The organism is Polyangium jinanense (assembly GCF_028435365.1).
In genome coordinates, this window is sequence record NZ_JAGTJJ010000004.1 from 60202 (window position 1) to 77854 (window position 17653).

At 69.2% G+C, this 17653-nt stretch carries 16 protein-coding genes; 5 read left to right on the forward strand and 11 right to left on the reverse strand.

What is annotated here, in order from left to right; translation table 11 throughout:
- Positions 1-143 precede the first annotated feature (143 nt).
- From KEG57_RS11525 to KEG57_RS11535, 3 genes are read right to left on the reverse strand one after another with little or no spacing between them, the layout of a single operon-like run.
- On the reverse strand, positions 144-971 hold the full coding sequence (locus KEG57_RS11525; protein ID WP_272458468.1) for a hypothetical protein: 828 nt from the start codon (positions 969-971) through the stop codon (positions 144-146).
- Positions 972-980: 9 nt separating this feature from the next.
- Positions 981-1943, reverse strand: coding sequence for a hypothetical protein (locus tag KEG57_RS11530; RefSeq protein WP_272458469.1), 963 nt, complete (start codon positions 1941-1943; stop codon positions 981-983).
- Between the two features lie 35 nt (positions 1944-1978).
- On the reverse strand, positions 1979-3370 hold the full coding sequence (locus KEG57_RS11535; RefSeq protein WP_272458470.1) for an alpha/beta fold hydrolase: 1392 nt from the start codon (positions 3368-3370) through the stop codon (positions 1979-1981).
- A gap of 194 nt (positions 3371-3564) precedes the next feature.
- On the opposite strand from KEG57_RS11535, the gene KEG57_RS11540 reads away from it, so the two are divergent.
- Positions 3565-4440 carry a CAP domain-containing protein gene (locus KEG57_RS11540; protein WP_272458471.1) on the forward strand — a complete coding sequence of 292 codons (876 nt, stop codon included), beginning with the start codon at positions 3565-3567 and terminating at the stop codon, positions 4438-4440.
- A 10-nt stretch (positions 4441-4450) separates the two neighbouring features.
- On the opposite strand, the gene KEG57_RS11545 is transcribed toward KEG57_RS11540, so the two are convergent.
- Positions 4451-6283: a B12-binding domain-containing radical SAM protein gene (locus KEG57_RS11545; protein ID WP_272420068.1), complete on the reverse strand. Its 1833-nt coding sequence runs from the start codon at positions 6281-6283 to the stop codon at positions 4451-4453.
- 221 nt (positions 6284-6504) lie between these two features.
- Positions 6505-7761, reverse strand: coding sequence for an SPL family radical SAM protein (locus tag KEG57_RS11550; protein ID WP_272420067.1), 1257 nt, complete (start codon positions 7759-7761; stop codon positions 6505-6507).
- Positions 7762-7770: 9 nt separating this feature from the next.
- Between KEG57_RS11550 and KEG57_RS11555 the strand changes: the two genes are divergently transcribed.
- The gene (locus KEG57_RS11555; protein ID WP_272420066.1) at positions 7771-8205 is read left to right on the forward strand and encodes a TFIIB-type zinc ribbon-containing protein; all 435 of its coding nucleotides are present in this window, start codon (positions 7771-7773) and stop codon (positions 8203-8205) included.
- On the opposite strand, the gene KEG57_RS11560 is transcribed toward KEG57_RS11555, so the two are convergent.
- A complete protein-coding gene (locus KEG57_RS11560) occupies positions 8202-8726 on the reverse strand; it encodes a hypothetical protein (RefSeq protein WP_272420065.1) in 525 nt (174 codons plus the stop codon). The two genes, KEG57_RS11555 and KEG57_RS11560, sit on opposite strands and share 4 nt — an antisense overlap.
- A 106-nt stretch (positions 8727-8832) precedes the next feature.
- Complete coding sequence (locus KEG57_RS11565) at positions 8833-9909, reverse strand: vWA domain-containing protein (RefSeq protein WP_272420064.1); 1077 nt, start codon at positions 9907-9909, stop codon at positions 8833-8835.
- 338 nt (positions 9910-10247) lie between these two features.
- On the opposite strand from KEG57_RS11565, the gene KEG57_RS11570 reads away from it, so the two are divergent.
- The 3 genes from KEG57_RS11570 (at position 10248) to KEG57_RS11580 (ending at position 13804) form a co-directional block, all read left to right on the forward strand.
- Positions 10248-11225 carry an ATP-binding cassette domain-containing protein gene (locus KEG57_RS11570; protein WP_272420063.1) on the forward strand — a complete coding sequence of 326 codons (978 nt, stop codon included), beginning with the start codon at positions 10248-10250 and terminating at the stop codon, positions 11223-11225.
- Between the two features lie 2 nt (positions 11226-11227).
- Entirely contained in the window at positions 11228-11980 is a 753-nt protein-coding gene (locus tag KEG57_RS11575; protein ID WP_272458472.1) for an ABC transporter permease, read from the forward strand.
- Positions 11981-12067: 87 nt separating this feature from the next.
- Positions 12068-13804 (forward strand): tetratricopeptide repeat protein, encoded by a 1737-nt coding sequence (locus KEG57_RS11580; RefSeq protein WP_272458473.1) that lies wholly within the window; start codon positions 12068-12070, stop codon positions 13802-13804.
- On the opposite strand, the gene KEG57_RS11585 is transcribed toward KEG57_RS11580, so the two are convergent.
- The 4 genes from KEG57_RS11585 to KEG57_RS11600 all read right to left on the reverse strand — a co-directional run bounded on the left by KEG57_RS11585 (position 13770) and on the right by KEG57_RS11600 (position 17440).
- Positions 13770-14939, reverse strand: coding sequence for a 5-(carboxyamino)imidazole ribonucleotide synthase (locus KEG57_RS11585; protein WP_272420060.1), 1170 nt, complete (start codon positions 14937-14939; stop codon positions 13770-13772). The genes KEG57_RS11580 and KEG57_RS11585 overlap by 35 nt on opposite strands.
- Positions 14940-14943: 4 nt before the next feature.
- Positions 14944-15432 (reverse strand): 5-(carboxyamino)imidazole ribonucleotide mutase, encoded by a 489-nt coding sequence (purE, locus tag KEG57_RS11590; RefSeq protein ID WP_272420059.1) that lies wholly within the window; start codon positions 15430-15432, stop codon positions 14944-14946.
- A gap of 178 nt (positions 15433-15610) precedes the next feature.
- Positions 15611-16315, reverse strand: coding sequence for a hypothetical protein (locus KEG57_RS11595; protein ID WP_272420058.1), 705 nt, complete (start codon positions 16313-16315; stop codon positions 15611-15613).
- A gap of 366 nt (positions 16316-16681) precedes the next feature.
- Positions 16682-17440 carry a cupin domain-containing protein gene (locus KEG57_RS11600; RefSeq protein WP_272458474.1) on the reverse strand — a complete coding sequence of 253 codons (759 nt, stop codon included), beginning with the start codon at positions 17438-17440 and terminating at the stop codon, positions 16682-16684.
- Positions 17441-17653: the final 213 nt, after the last annotated feature.

Here is a 17653-nt window from a genome sequence, read left to right on the forward strand (position 1 = left end):
GTCGTTCCTCGGCCTGTTCGATGAACTGCGCATCGCGCAGTTCATCGACGATCAGTCCAGCGCTTGCGCTGGTCCGGGTCGAGGGGCGGACAGCCCCCGCGGGGCCTGGGGCAGAGCCCCAGCGAGGCGGCGACCGCGCGAGCTCAGAACTCGTCCTTCCCGCCTGTCAGCATCGCTTCCAGCCGATCCGCCTGCTCGGCGATGGCCATCGCGATTGCCACGAATCGCGCCCGATCCAGCACGCGCAGCGGATACCGCGCCACGATCGTGTAATGCTCGGCCCGCTCGCAGAGCGCACCCACATCGAGCGAGCGGCTCCGGCGTAGCGCTTCCTCCGGCGTCAGACGGTTCTTCGGACAAACGGGGCTCTCCAGCGTCACCCACGTCGCCTCGCCCCCGTTCTCTTCCTCGAAACGCGGCGTGTGCGCGTGCGCCAGCAGACCCTGCGTCCGGCCCACCGGCTTTTGCCAGGCGATCGTCACGCCAAACGCTGTCTCCCCGCGCCCGTCCAGCGAGAACAGGTGCTGCGCCCGCCGCGCGAGGTCGTCGAACGACGCTGGCTTGCTCCACGGATCGACGTCCACCTCGACGTCTTCCTCTTCCTCGGCGTCCTGACCTGCGGCGACTGCGGCGAGATCCCGCACGCTTGCGAGCATCGTCTCGGCGATCGTGAAGATTGCGGGCAATGCCGCGCTCGAATCGCGCGGGTCGATGACGAGCGACACCATCTGCCCGTCGAAGCGCACCGACAACGTCCCGGTGAGCGTCGCCTCGCCCGCGGATTCGGGCAGGAGCGAGGGACCGAGCTCGATATCGACATCGAGCCCTTGCGGGCTTTCCTGCTCCATGTCGACGACGGCTCGCGCGATGCGCGCGTCCGGAAAAACGGCCATGGCTTCCTCCAGGCTCGCGAGCGCGTGGGCTGGGGAGAACCGAGCGTAGGGCAGCGTGAAGCAAAACGGACGGGGCATGGTTTTCTCTCAGGAACGGGCGAGCTTGCCTTCTTCGATGGCCAGACCGAGGATGTCCGCCTGCTCGGCGAGCGCGAGCGTGATCTCCAGGAAGAGCGACGCGTCGAGCGCGCGCACGGGATAACTCGTCGTGAGGAGGTACGTCTCGCCGTCGAGCGACATCTGGAAATCGGCCGCGGTGTTGATCCCGACCGCCTCAGCCGGCGGGAGCGCGGACAGCGGGCAAACCTCGCATTCGAGCGCGACCCATGACGCGCCTTCGCCCTCGCCTGCGGCGAACGCGGGCTCGAAGGCGCGCACGCGGACGCCCTTCTTGCGCGGCGGCTCCTCCCAGGAGACCGTGAGCGAAAACGATTTTTCGTCTCCTTCGATGGCCCCGAAGGTACGCGCGGCGACGACACGGAGCGCTTCGAAGGCCTCTCCGACCTCGTCCTCGGTTTCCTCTTCGTCCGCCTCGTCCTCGTCGACGTCCTCCTCGTCCTCGTCCTCGTCCTCGTCCTCGTCGACGTCTTCCTCGTCTTCGTCTTCGAGATCCTCGTCCTCGTCTTCGTCGAATTCCTCGTCCTCGTCCTCGTCTTCCTCGTCTTCGCTTTCGTCCTCGTCGATCACCTCGAGCCGACGGAGGACATCCTCGACGATCTTGACGAGCACCGGCATGACGTAGGCGTTTCGCTCGAGATCCACGGCGAGCGTCGTCTCTTCGCCTTCGGCGGAGAGCGTGATCTCGGCGCTGGGGGCGTCCTCGTCTTCCGGCAATTCGGGATCTTCGGGTGCGCGGTGTTGCTCGACGAGCGCGCGCGACAGCGAGATCTCGATGCCGCAGAGGGGTTCGTCGGGGTCGTCGGCTGCGTCGAGCTCGACGAACGTGATGCGGGCGCCAGGGAACGCGGCGAGCGACTGCTCCAGCGTCAGGAGGAATCGCGGCAGTTCCAGGCCCTCGAAGGGCAGGGTGAAGGTCGACCAGTTCGACATGAGCGGCGCGGAGGATACACCTTCGCGGCCCGACGTCACGCGCGAACGGCCCGCGCCGCGCGGCGAAGCGCGCCCGCGATGGTGAGGCGCGCATCCGAATCCCGAACCAGGTGGAGGAGCAAACCGACCTGGCCCCCGGGCCGCAATGTTATGTTCCCCTCGGGAACGTGCCACGCTCGCAAGAGCTCGCGCCCGAGCGTGGCCGGGAGAAACGGGTCCGAAAGGCCGAGCACGGCGTGAATGCGCTCCGGCGGAATGCCGGGCTCGCTCGGGGGATCGAAGACATCCCGCAGGCAGGCGAGGGCTTCGCGGGTCCAGCCAGCTTCCAGGATCGCCCGAGACAGACCCATTCGCTCGGCGAGCGGCGCGTCGAGGATCGCCTCGTCGAGCCGGAGGGCCGCACCTGCGAGGAAGACGGCGTCCGGGCGCATCCCTCGCGGAAAACTCCGCGCGCGCCCGCAGACTGCCTGCGCCACGAGCGCCCCGATGCTCGTGCCCCCGATGCCCACCACGCACGAACCGAGCTCGCGGGCCCACGCAATGAGCACCGCCATTTCCTGCGCGCCGGCTGCGCAGAGACGAAAAAGCCCCTCCGGCCCCGCCGAGAGAATCGCCTCGCCGCTCGCCTTTCCTGCGGGCGCGCGCCTCCCGTGCCACGGCGGCGCGAGCAGGATCACGCGATGCCCCCGCGCGGCGAGCCCTCGCCCCATCGCCTCCTCCTCGGGCCAGTACACGACATCGTCGCAAGCCGTGAAGAGGCCGCCGGCGTAAATGAACGTCGCCGCGACCTCCTCGCGTCGCTCGGGCTCGAAGACCCGGGCGTGGACGACGTCGCCGATGCGCGAGGGGGAACGAAATCGAATCAAGTATTCGGGGCCGACGGGCCCCGGGAGCGAGCGGGAGCACTCGATCGCGGGCAGCTCCGCGGGCAAACCGTACAGCAGCTCCGGGCGCGCGATCTCCCGCGCCCACCGCGCCGCGACCTCGCCGGGCGACGGGACGTGGAAGGCGATCGGATCAAAAGGGACCTCGGCCGCGAAAAACCCGAGCGTCCGCTGGGGGACGAGGCACCGCCGCGTGCGCACGCGCCGCTCGATTTCCAGCCGGATGAGCTCCTCGCGCCCGGGCGGCGGCCAGGGTTCGCCCCAGAATGCGCGCTCCCAGCGACGCGTGATCTCCTCGCGCGCCGCGTGCGCCCGCGCGAAGTGCACGAGCCCTCGGGCGAGGCGGCGCCGCATCTTCATCGACACCTCGTTTTTCACGCCGAGGCGCGCGATCAATTCGTCTGCGTCGGACGAGCCGAGGGCCGAGGCCATCGCGCCGAGGCGCAGGAGACGCAGCTCGAACGGCATACGTTCGAGCTTGAATCGTTCGTACGCGGGCGTATCGAGCAGGGCCCCGAGCGGGGAGCTGATCAGCCGGTGCACGGTCGGAGTCGGGAGCCGCGCTCGCATGAGACAGGTCTCCCCACCATGCACGCGGCTTGCCGCCGCATGTTCCCCCGGAAAGCGCTCCGCTACCGGAAAAATGCGCCGCCGGCAAACCGATACCGCCCGCGAAGCACGCAATCGTTCCTTTTCTCGATGGAGGCGCGCGCCGTACCCGACGTAGAATCGGCGCCATGCAAAGTCGCTCGGCTTTCGTCACGGCTTCCCTCGCGCTCGTTTCGATTCTCGCGGTCGGCGCCTGCACCGGCGTTATCGGCGGAGCAGGCGGTGGCGAAGGGCCTGCCGAAGGTGACGGCGGCTCGGCGGGCGTGGGAAACGGCCCTGCGAGCAGCGGCGAAGGCGGGACGAGCGGCGCGGGCGTGGGCGGCGCGGGCGGCGGAGCAAGCGCAGGCGGCGCGGGGCAAGGCGCCGGGGGCGGAGGGGCCTCGTCCACGGCGAGCTCGGGCGGCGGCGCCGGCTGCGGGGACAAGGTTTGCGGCGGCGGCGAGAGCTGCGAGACGTGTCCGATGGATTGCGGCGCGTGTTGTGGCAATGGCGTTTGCAGCGGCGGCGAGACGTGCATGACCTGCGCCACCGATTGCGGCGCCTGCGAGGCGTGCCTGGGCGCCGGCCCGGCCACGACCGCCCTCGACGCCGAGGAGCAAGGCTTTCTGGGCATCCTGAACGATTACCGCGCGCAGAATGGCCTCCCGCCGCTCGCGGCGTGCACCTCGCTGAACCGCGCCGCGCAGGGGCACAGCGAGGACATGCGCGACCAGAATTACTTCTCGCACGATGGAAAGAATGGTTCGAGTTTCAGCGACCGCGCGTGCGACGCTTGCTACGACCACGCGTGTCCTTTGCAGACCGCGATGGCCGAAAACATCGCCGCCGGCAACGGCACCGCGGACGCGACGTTCACGCAATGGAAAAACTCGGCCGGGCACAACGCGAACATGCTCGGCAGCTCGTACAAGGTGATCGGCATCGGCCGCGCGACCGACGGCGGCGATTACGGCGTGTACTGGACGACGGTCTTCGGCGGCGACACGGAGGCGAGCTGCAACTGAACCGCGGCGCTCAGGTGACCACGCGGAGCCGATTCCGCGGCTGGAACGAGGCGTGGCTGCCCGTCTGCGGGGCGCGCATCTCGGGATTCTGGGCGCGCGGCGCGGGCGCGCTCCAGACCCCGTAATCGGCCGAAAGCGGCCCCGGGAGCATCGGCTGCACGGTCCGTTCGAGGAGCTGAAAATCGTTGTTCGCTTCGAGCTCGAGCGGCGTGCCCCGGAGCGGCCCCGCCTGATCGAGCCACGCCTTCACCTTCTGCACGTTGCGCACGAGCACCCAGTGCTGCGGATCCTTGCGCCAGGCCTCCGTGAAGAGGTCTTGCATGTTCTTCCACGCGGAGCGCCGGGCCGCGATCACCGCGAGCATGTTCAGGCAAAGCCCGGGCAAGGGATGCCCGAGCTCGAGCGCCCGCGACGCGTGCCGCTCGGCCGCATCCAGGTTGTTTTCCCGGTAATGGGCGCTCGCGCAGTCGAGATGCGCCGGCGCGTGATCGCGGAGCCGCCCGAGGATCGCCTCGCATTCGGCCGCGTTCTCCCGGTAATGCTCGCGCAGGCCGCTGTTGTCGCGGAACCAGTCGCTCATGAGCTTCGTGTCCTCCTCGGAGGCATCGAACGGCACCTTGAGCTCCTGGAAATCGCCGCTGAAATAGACCTCGGGATCGAGCCAGCCGGAGGCCGTCGCCTCCTCGTAATCGCGCGTGCCCGGGTAAATCGAGAGGCACGAAAAAATGTACTGATGGGGCCGCGCGCGGTCGAGGAACGCGAGGGTCTCGCGGAACGTCTCGGCCGTCTCGCCGCGGTTGCCGAGCATCATGTAATAGCGGACCTTGATGCCGTACTTCTTCGCGAGCTCGGTCGAATCGATGATCTTCTGGACCGTGATCTTCTTGTCGACCGCCTTCAAGATCCGCGGCGAGCCACTCTCCACGCCGAGCGAGAGCCGCTCGCAACCCGCGAGGCGCATCTCGTAGAGCAGCTCCTCGCCGAGCACGTCGACGCGCGTGTCGCAGCTCCACAGGAATCGAATGTTCCGCTCCCGGATGCCGCGGCAGAGGTCGAGGACGCGTTTTCGGTTCGTGGTGAAGGTGTCGTCCTTGACGAGGATCATCTTCACGGGCAAACGCGCCACCGTCTTTTCGAGCACGTCGAGCACGTACGGCACCGATTGCCCACGAAACCCGCGCCCCCAGGTGTTCTCCGCCCCGCAGAACGTGCACGCCCACGGGCAGCCGCGCGACGTCATCAGGATGTGCGTGTCGAAAAACGAATGCGGCGAGGCGAGCGTGTCGAGATCCTCGACCGAGGCGCGGCTCGGGCCCATCTCGACGCGGCCTTCGAATCGATACGCCGCGCCCGGAAGTCCCCGCAGGCTGCGGCCCGCCGAAAGGCGATCCACGACCTCGAGGAACGTGACTTCACTCTCGCCGACCGTGGCGACGTCGACCTCGGGCCAATGTTCGAGGATCTCCTTCGCGAACGGGCTCGCGTGCGGGCCGCCGACGACGATCGGCGCCTTCGGCCGGCGCGCGCGGATCGCCTTCGCGACGAGCGCGACGCCGCGGCGGTTCGCGGTCCAGCACGACATCGCGTAGAGATCGGCGTCGAGCGTGGCGAGCACCTCCTCGACCTTCGCCCACGTCATCGCCGAGAGGTTCAGGACCTTGACCTGATGACCGGCGCGAATGGCCTGCGCCGCGATCGAGAGCAGGCCGTACGGGATCTGGTAGAAATCCGCGTCGAGATCCCCCTCGCGGTACTCGGCGGGCGGCCCGTCGCCGCGCGCGTCGTACGGCTCGCCGCGAGCCGGGATCTTCCAGGGCGGGGGATACAGGAGCGCAATACGCATCGGTGCCTCTCGACGGACCGATTGTAACGGGTCCAAAGCGCCCGGCGCGTCAAAAATCGCCCGTCACCGCTCGGAACGCCCGGTGAGATCGCCCCCTGGAAGGCGCAAAAAAAACGCGCCACGCGGACCTCGGGGGGGACAGGTCGACGCGCGGCGCGCGAGGACGTTGATAGCAGCGGGGTCCGGGGCGTGCAAGGCGCAGAAACCGGATCTCCGCGATTTCATTCGATCTTCATGCCCGGCGGCAACTCCCCGCTCCATACGGGGATCCCGCGCGCCGAAAGCTCACGTGCGAGCTCCTCGGCGCGCGCCGCTTGCCACGCCGGATCGCGTGTCCGGGCAAACCGCGGATCGGAGAACTCCGCTTCTGCCCCGAACGCGCCGCGCAGCACGTCGATGCTGACCGAACGAACGACGGGCGCGAGCGCGTCCGCGAGCGCGGGGATCGATCCTTCGAGGATCGGCTGGACGACGGCGAACGTGCGCACGCCATGCCGGGAGAAGGTGGAGAGGATGTCGAGCCGCTCCATGATGCTCGCCCCGCGCGGCTCGAAGAATCGGCGGACCTCTTCGTCGACCGTGGGAATCGAGACCCCGAGCCACGCCTCGGGGAGCGCGGCGAACACCGCGAGATCCTGCTCGACGAGGCGGCAGCGCGTGAGCACGAGGACGGGGCGCGCCGAGCGAGCGGCCCCGATCGTCTGGAGGCACGCGCGCGTGAGGCCATAACGGCGCTCGATCGGATGGTACGGATCACTCACGATCGGGCAGAACTTGATCGGCCACGGCGGGAGCCGTTCGAGCTCGTCCGCGAGCACCTCGGGTGCATTGATGCGCACGTCCACGTACGAGCCCCACGGCACCTCGGGCAAACGAGCGAGGCGGCGCGACTCGACGACACGCGTCTGCGCATAACAAAAGCGGCACCCGACGAGGCAGCCGACGTACGGGCTCAGGGTATGGTGCCGCTCGCCCGGCGCGCCGGCCGCGGTGAGCAAGCTGCTGACGCGTACTTCGCGCACGCGCGCACCCGCCTCTTCGAGCTCGCGCGCTTCGAACGCCTCGCGTTCGATCGCGGCGAGCACGTCCCGCTCGCTCGCGGATGCGCGCGCGGCGAGGGCCTTGCAAAGCGCGAGGCCGAGCGCGGGATCGACGTCGCCGCGGCCCGCGCCGTCGCGGTAGCGGAAGAGCAGGCGCTCGGTCCGCGCGGCGAAACGGCCTCCGTCTTCGACGCGGGCGATCTCGAGGTGCACGTCGCGCCCGCCGATGTCGACGGTCACGCGTAGCCCGAGCTCGGTCGAGAGCGCGGTGATCCGCGCGCCGTTCGTGAGCTCGTCCCCGGGCGCGAGGGGCGCGAGCAGGGCGCGGAGGTGGCGATCGAGATCCATGCGCGGCGGCGAACGATAACGTACCGGCGAGGCGAACGAAATAAGCTTGCCGACCGCCGCTTCCGGAAGCGGCGCGTGTTCTGGTAACATCGGGAACCGATGGAATGCCCTCGTTGCAAGATCGAGATGACGAACGACCCCTACCGCGGCGCCGAACAGCGCCATCACCGGCGTGAGCGGCTCGAAGCCGTCGCCCACGAGGCCGGCGTGGAGATCGATCGCTGCAGCGGATGCGGCGGCGTGTTCCTCGACCACGGCGAGCTCGCCAAGATTCAAACGGCCGCGGCCCACGGCGACACGAAGCCGACCCACGCCCCGACGACGGCCGTTCAGCGCGTCTACGCGCGCGCCCGCGAGCGCAGCGCCGCAGGGGAGGCCGAAGCCGCCGCGCTCGATTGTCCGGCCTGCGGCGGCGAGATGGCCGCGCGCAACTGGGGTTTTGGTTCCGAGGTGATGGTCGACACGTGTATCGAGTGCCGCGGCGTGTGGCTCGATTCCGGCGAGCTCGAGGCGCTCGAAGACCTGTTCCGTTAAAACCCGAGCCCGGCGTGCAGGCCGAGCTCGACCCATTCGAGGGGCGTGTAGACCGAATAGATCCCGCGATCGGTCGTGCTCTGCACGGCCACGTACCCTGCGTGCACGCCGACCCGGACGATCGACGCGCTGAAATCGACCGCTCCGCCCAGGTCGTACGTGGGTCCGCGGACATCCTGCTGCACGAGCGCGAGCCCGTAATGGGCGAAGATCGAGGGTTGCACCACGCCGCGCAAGGAAAGGCGCGCCCCCGCGACGCCGCGCATCGGGGTCTCGACGGCATTCAAGCGCAGGTAGGATCCCCCGAGCTCCGGGGTGATCGCGAACGGCCCGAGGTTCGCACGATATCCGATCCGACCGCCGATACCGCTGCCGACATCGCCGAGGGGGCCTCCGCCGCTCGTCACGACGCCCACGTTCATGTCGGCGTTCACCGAAAGGCCAGCCCGGGCCGTGGAAGGGATGAACCCCACCACGCCAAAACCAGTGATCACGGAAATCAGGAAAAGGTTTCGGCGCATGTTTGCCTCCTGGGACGGTCTTCGGCAAACGTAAGCACGTCCGGCGCCGACCCAGGAGGCATACAGCCCGAGCTTTGAAATGCGTCCCCGGCGGCGGATCCGCGTTTCAGGCGGCCTCGGCCTTGGCCCAGTCCTCGACCTCGTAAAGGAAGCGCGTGCCGCCGATGAGCTTGCGGTTGTACGAGGTGCTCTGCACGAACACGACGTATTTCTCCAGGCTCGCGGGCTTGATGCGCACGGTCGCGCCGGGCGGCAATCCGAGCATCTCGCGGGCGCGCTCGCCGCTGTAGAGATCGCCGGTCTTGCGGTCCATGAGCACCACCTCCTTGTGCCCCTGGATCGTCTCGGTCTTCATGAACTCGTAGAAGCCGCGGCCCGCCTTGAAGGTGAGGCCGTTTTCCAGGACGAACTGCTTGATGGGCATGTCGCGGTCCACCTCGAGCGCCTGGAACCGGCCGGGCGGCACGGCGCGCAGGTCGGTGTCGCCGTATTCGGCGGACGCCTCGCGCTTCATCATCGTGCCGAACATCTTGTCGAGGCCGCGGTTCATGCGGCCCTGCTTCTTCACCTCGCGCTCGTAATCCTGGAGCCTCTCGTCGGACGATTGCTTGTAGCAAACCGCGAGGATCATGTCGGTCACGTAGGCGAACTGGTCGAGGCCGATGTGGAAGCCGCCGCTCTTTCGCGCGAGCTCGGCGTAAAACGGCGTCGCGTGACGGCGGCCCAGGCATTGCACGCCGTAGACCGGAATCCCGGCCGCGCCGAGCGCGTCGACCTCGCTGCGCCAATCGAGCTTCTTCGGGTTCTGGTTCGGGCCGTGTGGCACGTCGTCGCCGATGAGGACGAAGACCTTCGTGTAATCCTTGGTCCACGACATCGACCGCGCCTCGTGCAGGACGAGCTCGTAACACTCGGGCGCGTCGCCGCCGCCCGTGGGGCCGACCTTCTCCACGAAACGCACGATCGCGTCGCCGTCGTCGGTCAAATCGAGGGCCTTCGTCACGTACGTCGAACCGGCGTCGCAATAATCGCCGTGGGCGATGATGCCGATCCGGATCCCCGGGATCTCCTTCATCAATCGCCGCACCGTCTCGCCGACCTTGCGGCGAACCTGCGTCAAGCAGGGGTACATGCTGCCGGTGGTGTCGAAAGAAAAGACGACCTCGATCCTGTTGTCGATCATGCCCAAGCCCTCCGATTCGTCGCGACCGCGTCGCGATTGGTTCGTCCAATGTGCGGCCATTCGACGCGATTGTCCATTGACGATTCAGGTGGGTCGGACATTGTTCGACACAGCGTTCCGCAATGGCGAACCGTGTTCCGCGATTGCCGCGAAAATGCGACAGAATCACGATAGGACATTGTTCGTCATAGACAGGGGACGACCACGGCGCGCCTCCGCTTTACGAGCGGACGCCCCTCCGGTAGCGTCGCGCGCCCCGGGCGTTCCGCGCGCCTGCCCTTGCGGCCCTCGGCTTGCAGGGCGTATGAAGACGGCCCCCTCCGGCCTATCCGCGCACGATGAGCCTCTCCCCCGCGATCGAGGTCCGCGACCTCTCGAAGCGCTTCGGCGACGTCGAGGCCGTCCGCGGCGTGAGCTTCACCGTGCAGGAAGGCGAGATATTCGGGTTTCTCGGGCCGAACGGCGCCGGCAAGACCACGACGATCAAGATGCTCTGCACGCTGCTCGCGCCGACGAGCGGCGCCCTCCGCCTCGCCGGCTTCGACGTCACGAAACGCCCCGAGGACGTGCGGCGATCGATCGGCGTGATCTTTCAAGATCCGTCCCTCGACGATCGCCTCACCGCAGAGGAGAACCTCGAGCTGCACGCCGTCGTGTACGGCGTGCCCCGCGCCGAGCGTCGCGCGCGCCTCGACGAGGCCCTCGCGTTCGTGGAGCTCTCCGATCGAAGAAAAGATCTGGTGCGCACGTTCTCGGGCGGCATGAAGCGCAGGCTCGAGATCGCCCGCGGCCTCGTGCATCGCCCGCGCGTGCTCTTCCTCGATGAGCCGACGACCGGACTCGATCCGCAGACGCGGAAAGCCACCTGGGAGGTGCTGCGGGACTTGCGCGACCGGAACGGGATGACGCTGTTCCTGACGACCCATTACATGGACGAGGCCGAGAACTGCGATCGAATCGCGGTGATCGATCACGGGCGGATCGTGGCCGAGGACAGCCCCGAGGCGCTGAAGCGCGCCGTCGGAAAGGACGTGGTGTTCGTACGGACGAACGAGCCGGCGGCGCTCTGCGCGGTGCTCGCCGAGCGCTACGGCCTCACGCCGGATCGGACGGAGGAAGGGCTCTGCTTCCGCGTGGAGGACGGCGAGGCGTTCGTGGTGCGTCTCGTGTCCGAGGTGCGCGTCGCCGTCACGGGCATCGCCGTGCGCCGCCCGACGCTCGACGACGTGTTCCTCGCGCTCACGGGCCGTCAGATCCGGAACGGAAACGGCGAAGCCGGACGCGACACGATGCGCGCCATGGCGCGGCGGAGATGAGCATGCGCGCGGAGGTCGTCTACCACCTCGCCCGCCGCGACGTCGTGAAGTTCCTGCGCGACCGGCAGAACCTCGTCGCGACGCTCGTGCGGCCGCTGCTCTGGATCCTCGCCGTCGGCTTCGGGCTTCGGCGAGCGTTCGACACCGGCGCGATCGGCGTCGACTTCGTCTCCTTCCTCGTGCCCGGCGTGGCCACGATGGCCGTGCTGTTCTCCAGCATGTTCTCCGCGATCTCGATCGTGTGGGATCGCGAGTTCGGGTTCCTGAAGGAGCTGCTCGTCGCGCCCGTCCCACGCGCCACGCTGGTCTTCGCGAAGATGATCTCCGCGAGCGTGACCGCGCTCATCGAGGTCTCGGTGGTGCTCCTCGTCTCGCCGCTCTTTGGCGCGCGGATCGATCCGCTCGGCGCGCTCCTCGCGATCCCCGTGCTCGTCGCCTTCGGCATGTCCGTGAGCGCGCTCGGGATCACCGTGGCCTCGCGCATGAAGACGTTCGAGGGCTTCGGCGGGATCGTGAACTTCCTGATCCAGCCGGTGTTCTTCTTCTCCGGCGCGCTTTACCCACTCGAAGGCTTGCCGCCCGCGCTCGCGGCCGTGGTGCGGCTGAACCCGATGTCGTATGCGGTTGACGCGACGCGGGGCCTCTGCGTCGGGGTGCACCATTTCCCGATCCCGCTCGACGCGGGCGTCGTGCTCGGGACGCTCGCCCTGCTCGGTACCCTCGCGGTACGCTCGTTCTCACGGATGCAGGCGTGAATCCCCGCGCCCGCCGCGGCGCCGCCGCAAGTTCTTGACGCCCGCGCGCACGAATTCCATACGTCGAGGAGCGTCGTTCCGATCGAAATGCGAAGGCTCCACCGCCGCCCTGCCCTCCCTGCCTTGCTCCTCGCCGTGTCCCTCGCGCTCTCCGCGGCGGGCTGCGGACGCGCTTACAAGCGCGCGATGGAGCGCGGCGACACCTTCGCCCGCGCCGGCGACTGGGACGCGGCGGCAGCGGAGTACGAGCGCGCGACACGCATCGATCCGGACGAGGCCGAGGCGCAGCGCAGGCTCGCGAGCGCGCGGCGCAAGCAGTCGGAGGCGCGCACGGTCGAGAGCCGCGAGGCGCTCTCGCGCGGAGAGCTCGAAAAGGCGCTGTTCCTCGCGCGCGACGCGGCCCTGTTCGATCCGGTGAACCAGGAGGCGCGCCGCGCCTACGTCGAGGCGCGCGCCGCCGTCTTCAAGCGCGCCGAGGAGCTGCTCGCGAGCGGCCACGACGACGCGGCCCTCGCCCTCGCGCGCGCGGCGCGGAAATGCGACCCGAACGATCAGGCCGCCGCCGTCCTCGAAGGTCGCATCCTCGATCGGATGGCGACACGCGCCTACGACCGCGCCCTCAAGTATGCCGCCGAGGGCAAACGTGGCAACGCCGTGCTCGCGTTCCGTGACGTCGAGGCCGCCCGCCCAGGCTTCCGCGACGCGAAGCAACGCGCCGAGGAGATTCGCCGCGCGCTCGAAGACGAGCTCCGCTTCTACCTCGTGATCGAAAAACCCGCGGACACGAAGGCGAGCGGCGTCTCCGCGCTCGTCGCGTCCGAGCTCCTCCGGTGGAAGGGCGACTCGCGCGCGCGGCTCGTCGTCGCGACCGCTCAAGAGCCGCCGCCGAACGCCGCCGGCGTACGCATCCAGGCCGCCTTCGACACCATCAACCGCGGCCACGACGTCGCCACGCAAGCTCGCACCTGCGATTACGTGTGCGGCACCGATCGCCTCCCGAACCCCGCCTACGACGCCGCCTCGCGCGAGGTCGACGAAGCCGAACGGCGCGCGCGCACCGCGGAGAGCAACGCCCGCCGCGCGAAGAAGATCGTCGAGGACGCGCGCCGCGCCCTCTCGTTCGCGACGAACGCACACGACCGCGCCAAGGCCGACGAGAAGCGCCTCGACCGCGAGCTCGATCAGTGCCGCGCGACGCAAAAGCCGCCCGCCGACTGCAAGGTCGAGTCGGATCGGTACGACGAGGCGCGACGCGCGCGGAGAGACGCGGAGACCCGCGAGGACGAGGCGAAACGAGAGCTCGACCGCCGGGAGCAGGAGTTCACGGACGCGCAGCAGAAGGTCTCGAACGAGCGCGACACCTGGGACCGCGCCGTCGCAGAGCTCCGCAGGACGCCCACGACGGTCCTCGTCGATCGCATCTGCACGCACAACTACGGCGTCGAGCTGCACACGTGGAGCGCGGCCACTTCACTCGCGCTCCGCGCCCACGTCCTCGGCGACGCGAACGCCGTGACCTTGCCGCCGGATCCGATCACGACGCGCGCGACGGACGAGACCTTCCGCGCCGAGTCGGGTCGCTGCCGGGAGGTCGCCGCGGGGGACCCTCTGCGCGTCCCGTCCGACGCGGACATCGAGGCCGCGCTCGCCACGCGCGCGGTCGAGAAGATCCGCGGGCAGGTGTTCGTCTGGTACGCGGGGTACGTCCAGAGCTACGCGGACGATCACGCGCGGGAGAAAGCGGCGGGGCGAACCGAGGAGGCCAACGAGGCCTGGGTCCGCCACCTGCTCACGGGCCCGGGCCTTCCCCCGATCGGCCGCTGACGAGCGCGCTGCGCGCCGCGAGCACCCGCGCTGCGGCCTTCTCCGCGGTCTCTGCCATCGCCACGAGGTGCCCCATCTTCCGACCCGGGCGCGCCTCGGTTTTTCCGTACAGATGAATCTTCACGTCCGGGAACGCCGCGACCCGCTCCCATTGCGGCTCGCCGTGCGCCCAGAGGTCCCCGAGCAGATTCGCCATGGCCGCGGGCCGGAGCAGCGTGGGCTCGCCGAGGGGCAAACCGCAGACGGCCCGCAATTGTTGCTCGAACTGGCTCGTCACGCAGGCGTCGAACGTGTAATGCCCCGAGTTGTGCGGCCGCGGGGCGAGCTCGTTCACCACGATGTCGCCGTTTGGCAGGTAAAACATCTCCACGCCGAGCACACCCACGAGGTCGATCGCCTTCGCGATGTCCGAGGCGAGCTCCGTCGCGCGCGCCCGCGCCATCGCGGGCACGCCCGCGGGCGCGAGCGAGACATCCAGGATGTGCCGCGCATGCCGATTCTCGGCGACCTCGAAGGGGACGATGTCTCCCTCGCGCGAACGCGCGACGACCACGGAGAGCTCACACGCGAACGGGACGAACGCTTCGAGCACGCCGAGCTTTCCGGCGAGCGCCTCGAACGCGCGGCCCGCGGCCTCGGGCGTGTCGATCCGGACCTGGCCTTTGCCGTCGTATCCGAACTCCGCCGTCTTCAGGATCGCCGGTGTGCCGAGACGAACGAGTGCTTCGCGCAGATCGTCCTCCGTCCGGATCTCGGCGAAGCCCGCCACGGGAAAACCGCCTTTCGCGAGAAAACGCTTTTCGTGCAGCCGGTGGCGGCACGTATCGAGCACGGCCGGCGAAGGGTGCACGGGCCGGAGCTCGGCGACGGCGGCGAGCGTCTCGGAGGGGACGTTTTCGAACTCGAACGTCACGACGTCGACCGCCTCGGCGAAGCGCCGCGCCGCGTCCACGTCCTCGTACGGCGCGACGACCTCGACGTCCGCGACCTGGCCTGCGGGCCCGTCCTGCGAGGGGTCGAGCGCGTGCACGCGGTAGCCCATGCGCCGCGCCGCGATCGCGAACATGCGGCCGAGCTGTCCGCCGCCCAGAATGCCCACGGTGCGTCCGGGGAGAATGGGGCCGCCGGAGGTCACGTCGTCAAACCTCGCTTTCGAGCGCGGCCCGGGTCTGCTCCGCGCGGAAGGCCTTGATGCGCTCGCGCAGCGGGGCGTCGGTGAGCGCGAGGATGGAAGCGGCGAGGAGCGCGGCGTTCTTCGCGCCCGCGTCCCCGATCGCCAGGGTCCCGACCGGGATGCCGCCCGGCATCTGCACGATGGAAAGCAGCGAGTCGAGCCCGTGCAGGGCGTGCGAGAGGATCGGCACCCCGAGCACGGGCAGGACGGTCTTCGCGGCCACCATCCCGGGCAAGTGCGCGGCGCCGCCCGCGCCGGCGATGATCACCTGCAGGCCGCGCGCCTCGGCCTCCTCCGCGTAACGGAAGAGGAGGTCCGGCGTGCGGTGCGCGCTGACCACGCGCATCTCGTACGGCACCTCCAGGCGATCGAGCATCTCGGCCGCTTTTCGCAGGGTCGGCGCGTCGCTCGTGCTGCCCATGATGATCCCCACGCGGGGGGCGCGCTGCGTCATGGCGCGTGTTCTAGTCGGTTTCGGGGCGCACGTCACCGAACTCGGACGTCGAGTCCGACCGCCCGGTGAAACGAGCGGACGGACCCGGGCCCGTGCGCCTTCCCAGGGGTCCCCGAGCCCAGCACGAGCTCGGGGACCACGGGGGTCTTCGGGTTTGCCGAAGGCGAGGCGCCTTCGATCAGTCCCAGCCGGCGCCGCAGGGCCCGATGTCGTTGAACGCGAACTCGCGACCGGCGATGTAGAGCCTCATGCGGCGGAAATCGAGGCCGCCCGCGTAGGCGCCGGCGCCGTCGCAGAAATCGCCGTAGTAGTCATTGAGATCGAGCGCGCCCTGCCAGATGTTGCCCTGGAGCGGCGTGGCGTAGTAGCCGCCGACTTGGACGTCACTGAAGTACGCGTCTTTGTTGTACCACCCGCCGCCGGCGCCGCCGCAGGTCGCGCCGCCCGTGAGGAACGCGTACATCTCGATCTCGTCCTCCAGGCACTCGTCGACCGCGAAACGGCAGAAAATCTGCTGGCCGTCGAAGCAGACGTCGACGTCACCGAACACGAGATCGTCGACGGGGCCGGGGAGGCCGCAGTCGACGCCGGGGGCGCAGCCGCCGCCGTAAGGCCCATAGCCGCCGTAGCCGTAGCCGCCGCCCCAGTCGTAGATCCGGCCCTTGCCGCCGTAGTACCCGCCGCGGGGGCCGTACCCGCGGTATCCATATCCATACCCGCCGCGATAGCCAGGTCCGCCGTATCCATATCCGCCGTAATATCCAGGACCGAACCCGTCATCATCGACGCCCCAAGCACCCGTACCCGCAAGCGCCTGCCCGGAAGCGGCGAGGAGCATGGCAGAAGCGAATGCGGCGGAAAGGATCCCGAGCGACTTCTTCATGAAAACCCCCTTTTCGGTTCTCTGCCTCCTCTCGCGTCAAACATCGACGCGAGAAGGGCCGGCGTCTCATTACATCAAGCAGCGGCTCGCCGGCGGGCCGCGCGACCCGAAGCATTGCAAGGTCGCGGCCGCGCGGATGACGCGCCGTGGTCGTTCGGAAGCGTGCGATATGGGGTCGCACGCCGGCTACGCACCACGGCCGCGAACGTATTTCGGTCCGCGGACATACGCACGCCGTGCAATGAGAAACCATACCGCCCCGCCTGCGCCGCGCGCCCGGATCGAGGACGGAGCCGCGCGCCCCGCGCGAACGGGTGAAGGCGGCCCGGACGCCGCGGCGGCGTGGGGATCGTCGGGAACGTCCCCTCAGCCGAATCGCTCGAGCGCCTCTCCCACGGTGGAAAGGCGCCGCGCGCGGAGCAGGCCTCCTTCGAGGAGCTCGGCGCGGACCGGATCGACGAGGTGCGTGTCCGTCGGCCGGCCTTCGAGATCGGCGCAAAGCACGTCGAGCAGGACGCCGTCGGTCTCGGCGACGTGCCAGTGCACGTTGTCGCGCTCGTCGGAGATGCTCGTCGCCTCGCCCGGGCCGAGGACCCGATCGATCGTGGGCCGGAGGACGATACCGCCGGGCTCGTCGCGCACGCGATCGTAATGGCGGACGCGGAATCGACCCCGGAGCACGTAATGCATCGAGACCATGTTGTCGTGCGCGTGCGGCGGGTTCGCCCGGCCGGCGCGCAGGACGAAGAGCTTCGTCACGAGCCGCGGACCGTCGTCTCCGGGCAGCGTGGTCGAGAACGGTACGACCGCGGCGCCGCGACTCGCCGCGGGCGCGCGCGCGAGGAGCGATTCGATGTCGATGGCGCGGGCGATTTCTTCCGGCGTGACGCCGCGGAAGGCCTGCTCCACGAGCTCCTGCCACGTCGCGGACGAAAATCGCCCCTCGGCGAGGGCACGGGAGGCCTCACGGGCGGCAAGAAAGACATTCTCTGCGGCACGACGCTCGGCGGATGCGGCCGCGCCCGAGAAGAGGGTGTACCGGGCCAGGGCGCCGAGGGCCGCGGTGAGGCACGCGCCCATTGCGACGCGTCGCCCGATGCGACGATCGGCGCGCAGAGCCCCCATGGCCGAGGGCCTACCCGGGAGCACGAACGTGCGCGTTTCGCTGGGCATGGATATGCCCGCATTACGAGACGCAGGGCCGAAAGTCAAGAAAACAGCGCGATCGAGGCGCCGCGTTCGTATCCATTCCCCGCGTTCGCCCTTCGCCGCCGCTCATTCCGGGAAATATCCAGCCTGGAGATACCCCACGTGTGTCGCGTACGGATCTCGCGTAGA

Coding starts and splice junctions, on each gene's coding strand:
- KEG57_RS11525 (WP_272458468.1), bottom strand. CDS start 971: ATGCCCCGTCCGTTTTGCTTCACGCTGCCCTACGCTCGGTTCTCCCCA.
- KEG57_RS11530 (WP_272458469.1), bottom strand. CDS start 1,943: ATGTCGAACTGGTCGACCTTCACCCTGCCCTTCGAGGGCCTGGAACTG.
- KEG57_RS11540 (WP_272458471.1), top strand. CDS start 3,565: ATGCAAAGTCGCTCGGCTTTCGTCACGGCTTCCCTCGCGCTCGTTTCG.
- KEG57_RS11545 (WP_272420068.1), bottom strand. CDS start 6,283: ATGCGTATTGCGCTCCTGTATCCCCCGCCCTGGAAGATCCCGGCTCGC.
- KEG57_RS11550 (WP_272420067.1), bottom strand. CDS start 7,761: ATGTTACCAGAACACGCGCCGCTTCCGGAAGCGGCGGTCGGCAAGCTT.
- KEG57_RS11555 (WP_272420066.1), top strand. CDS start 7,771: ATGGAATGCCCTCGTTGCAAGATCGAGATGACGAACGACCCCTACCGC.
- KEG57_RS11560 (WP_272420065.1), bottom strand. CDS start 8,726: ATGCGCCGAAACCTTTTCCTGATTTCCGTGATCACTGGTTTTGGCGTG.
- KEG57_RS11565 (WP_272420064.1), bottom strand. CDS start 9,909: ATGATCGACAACAGGATCGAGGTCGTCTTTTCTTTCGACACCACCGGC.
- KEG57_RS11570 (WP_272420063.1), top strand. CDS start 10,248: ATGAGCCTCTCCCCCGCGATCGAGGTCCGCGACCTCTCGAAGCGCTTC.
- KEG57_RS11575 (WP_272458472.1), top strand. CDS start 11,228: ATGCGCGCGGAGGTCGTCTACCACCTCGCCCGCCGCGACGTCGTGAAG.
- KEG57_RS11580 (WP_272458473.1), top strand. CDS start 12,068: ATGCGAAGGCTCCACCGCCGCCCTGCCCTCCCTGCCTTGCTCCTCGCC.
- purE (WP_272420059.1), bottom strand. CDS start 15,432: ATGACGCAGCGCGCCCCCCGCGTGGGGATCATCATGGGCAGCACGAGC.
- KEG57_RS11595 (WP_272420058.1), bottom strand. CDS start 16,315: ATGAAGAAGTCGCTCGGGATCCTTTCCGCCGCATTCGCTTCTGCCATG.
- KEG57_RS11600 (WP_272458474.1), bottom strand. CDS start 17,440: ATGGGGGCTCTGCGCGCCGATCGTCGCATCGGGCGACGCGTCGCAATG.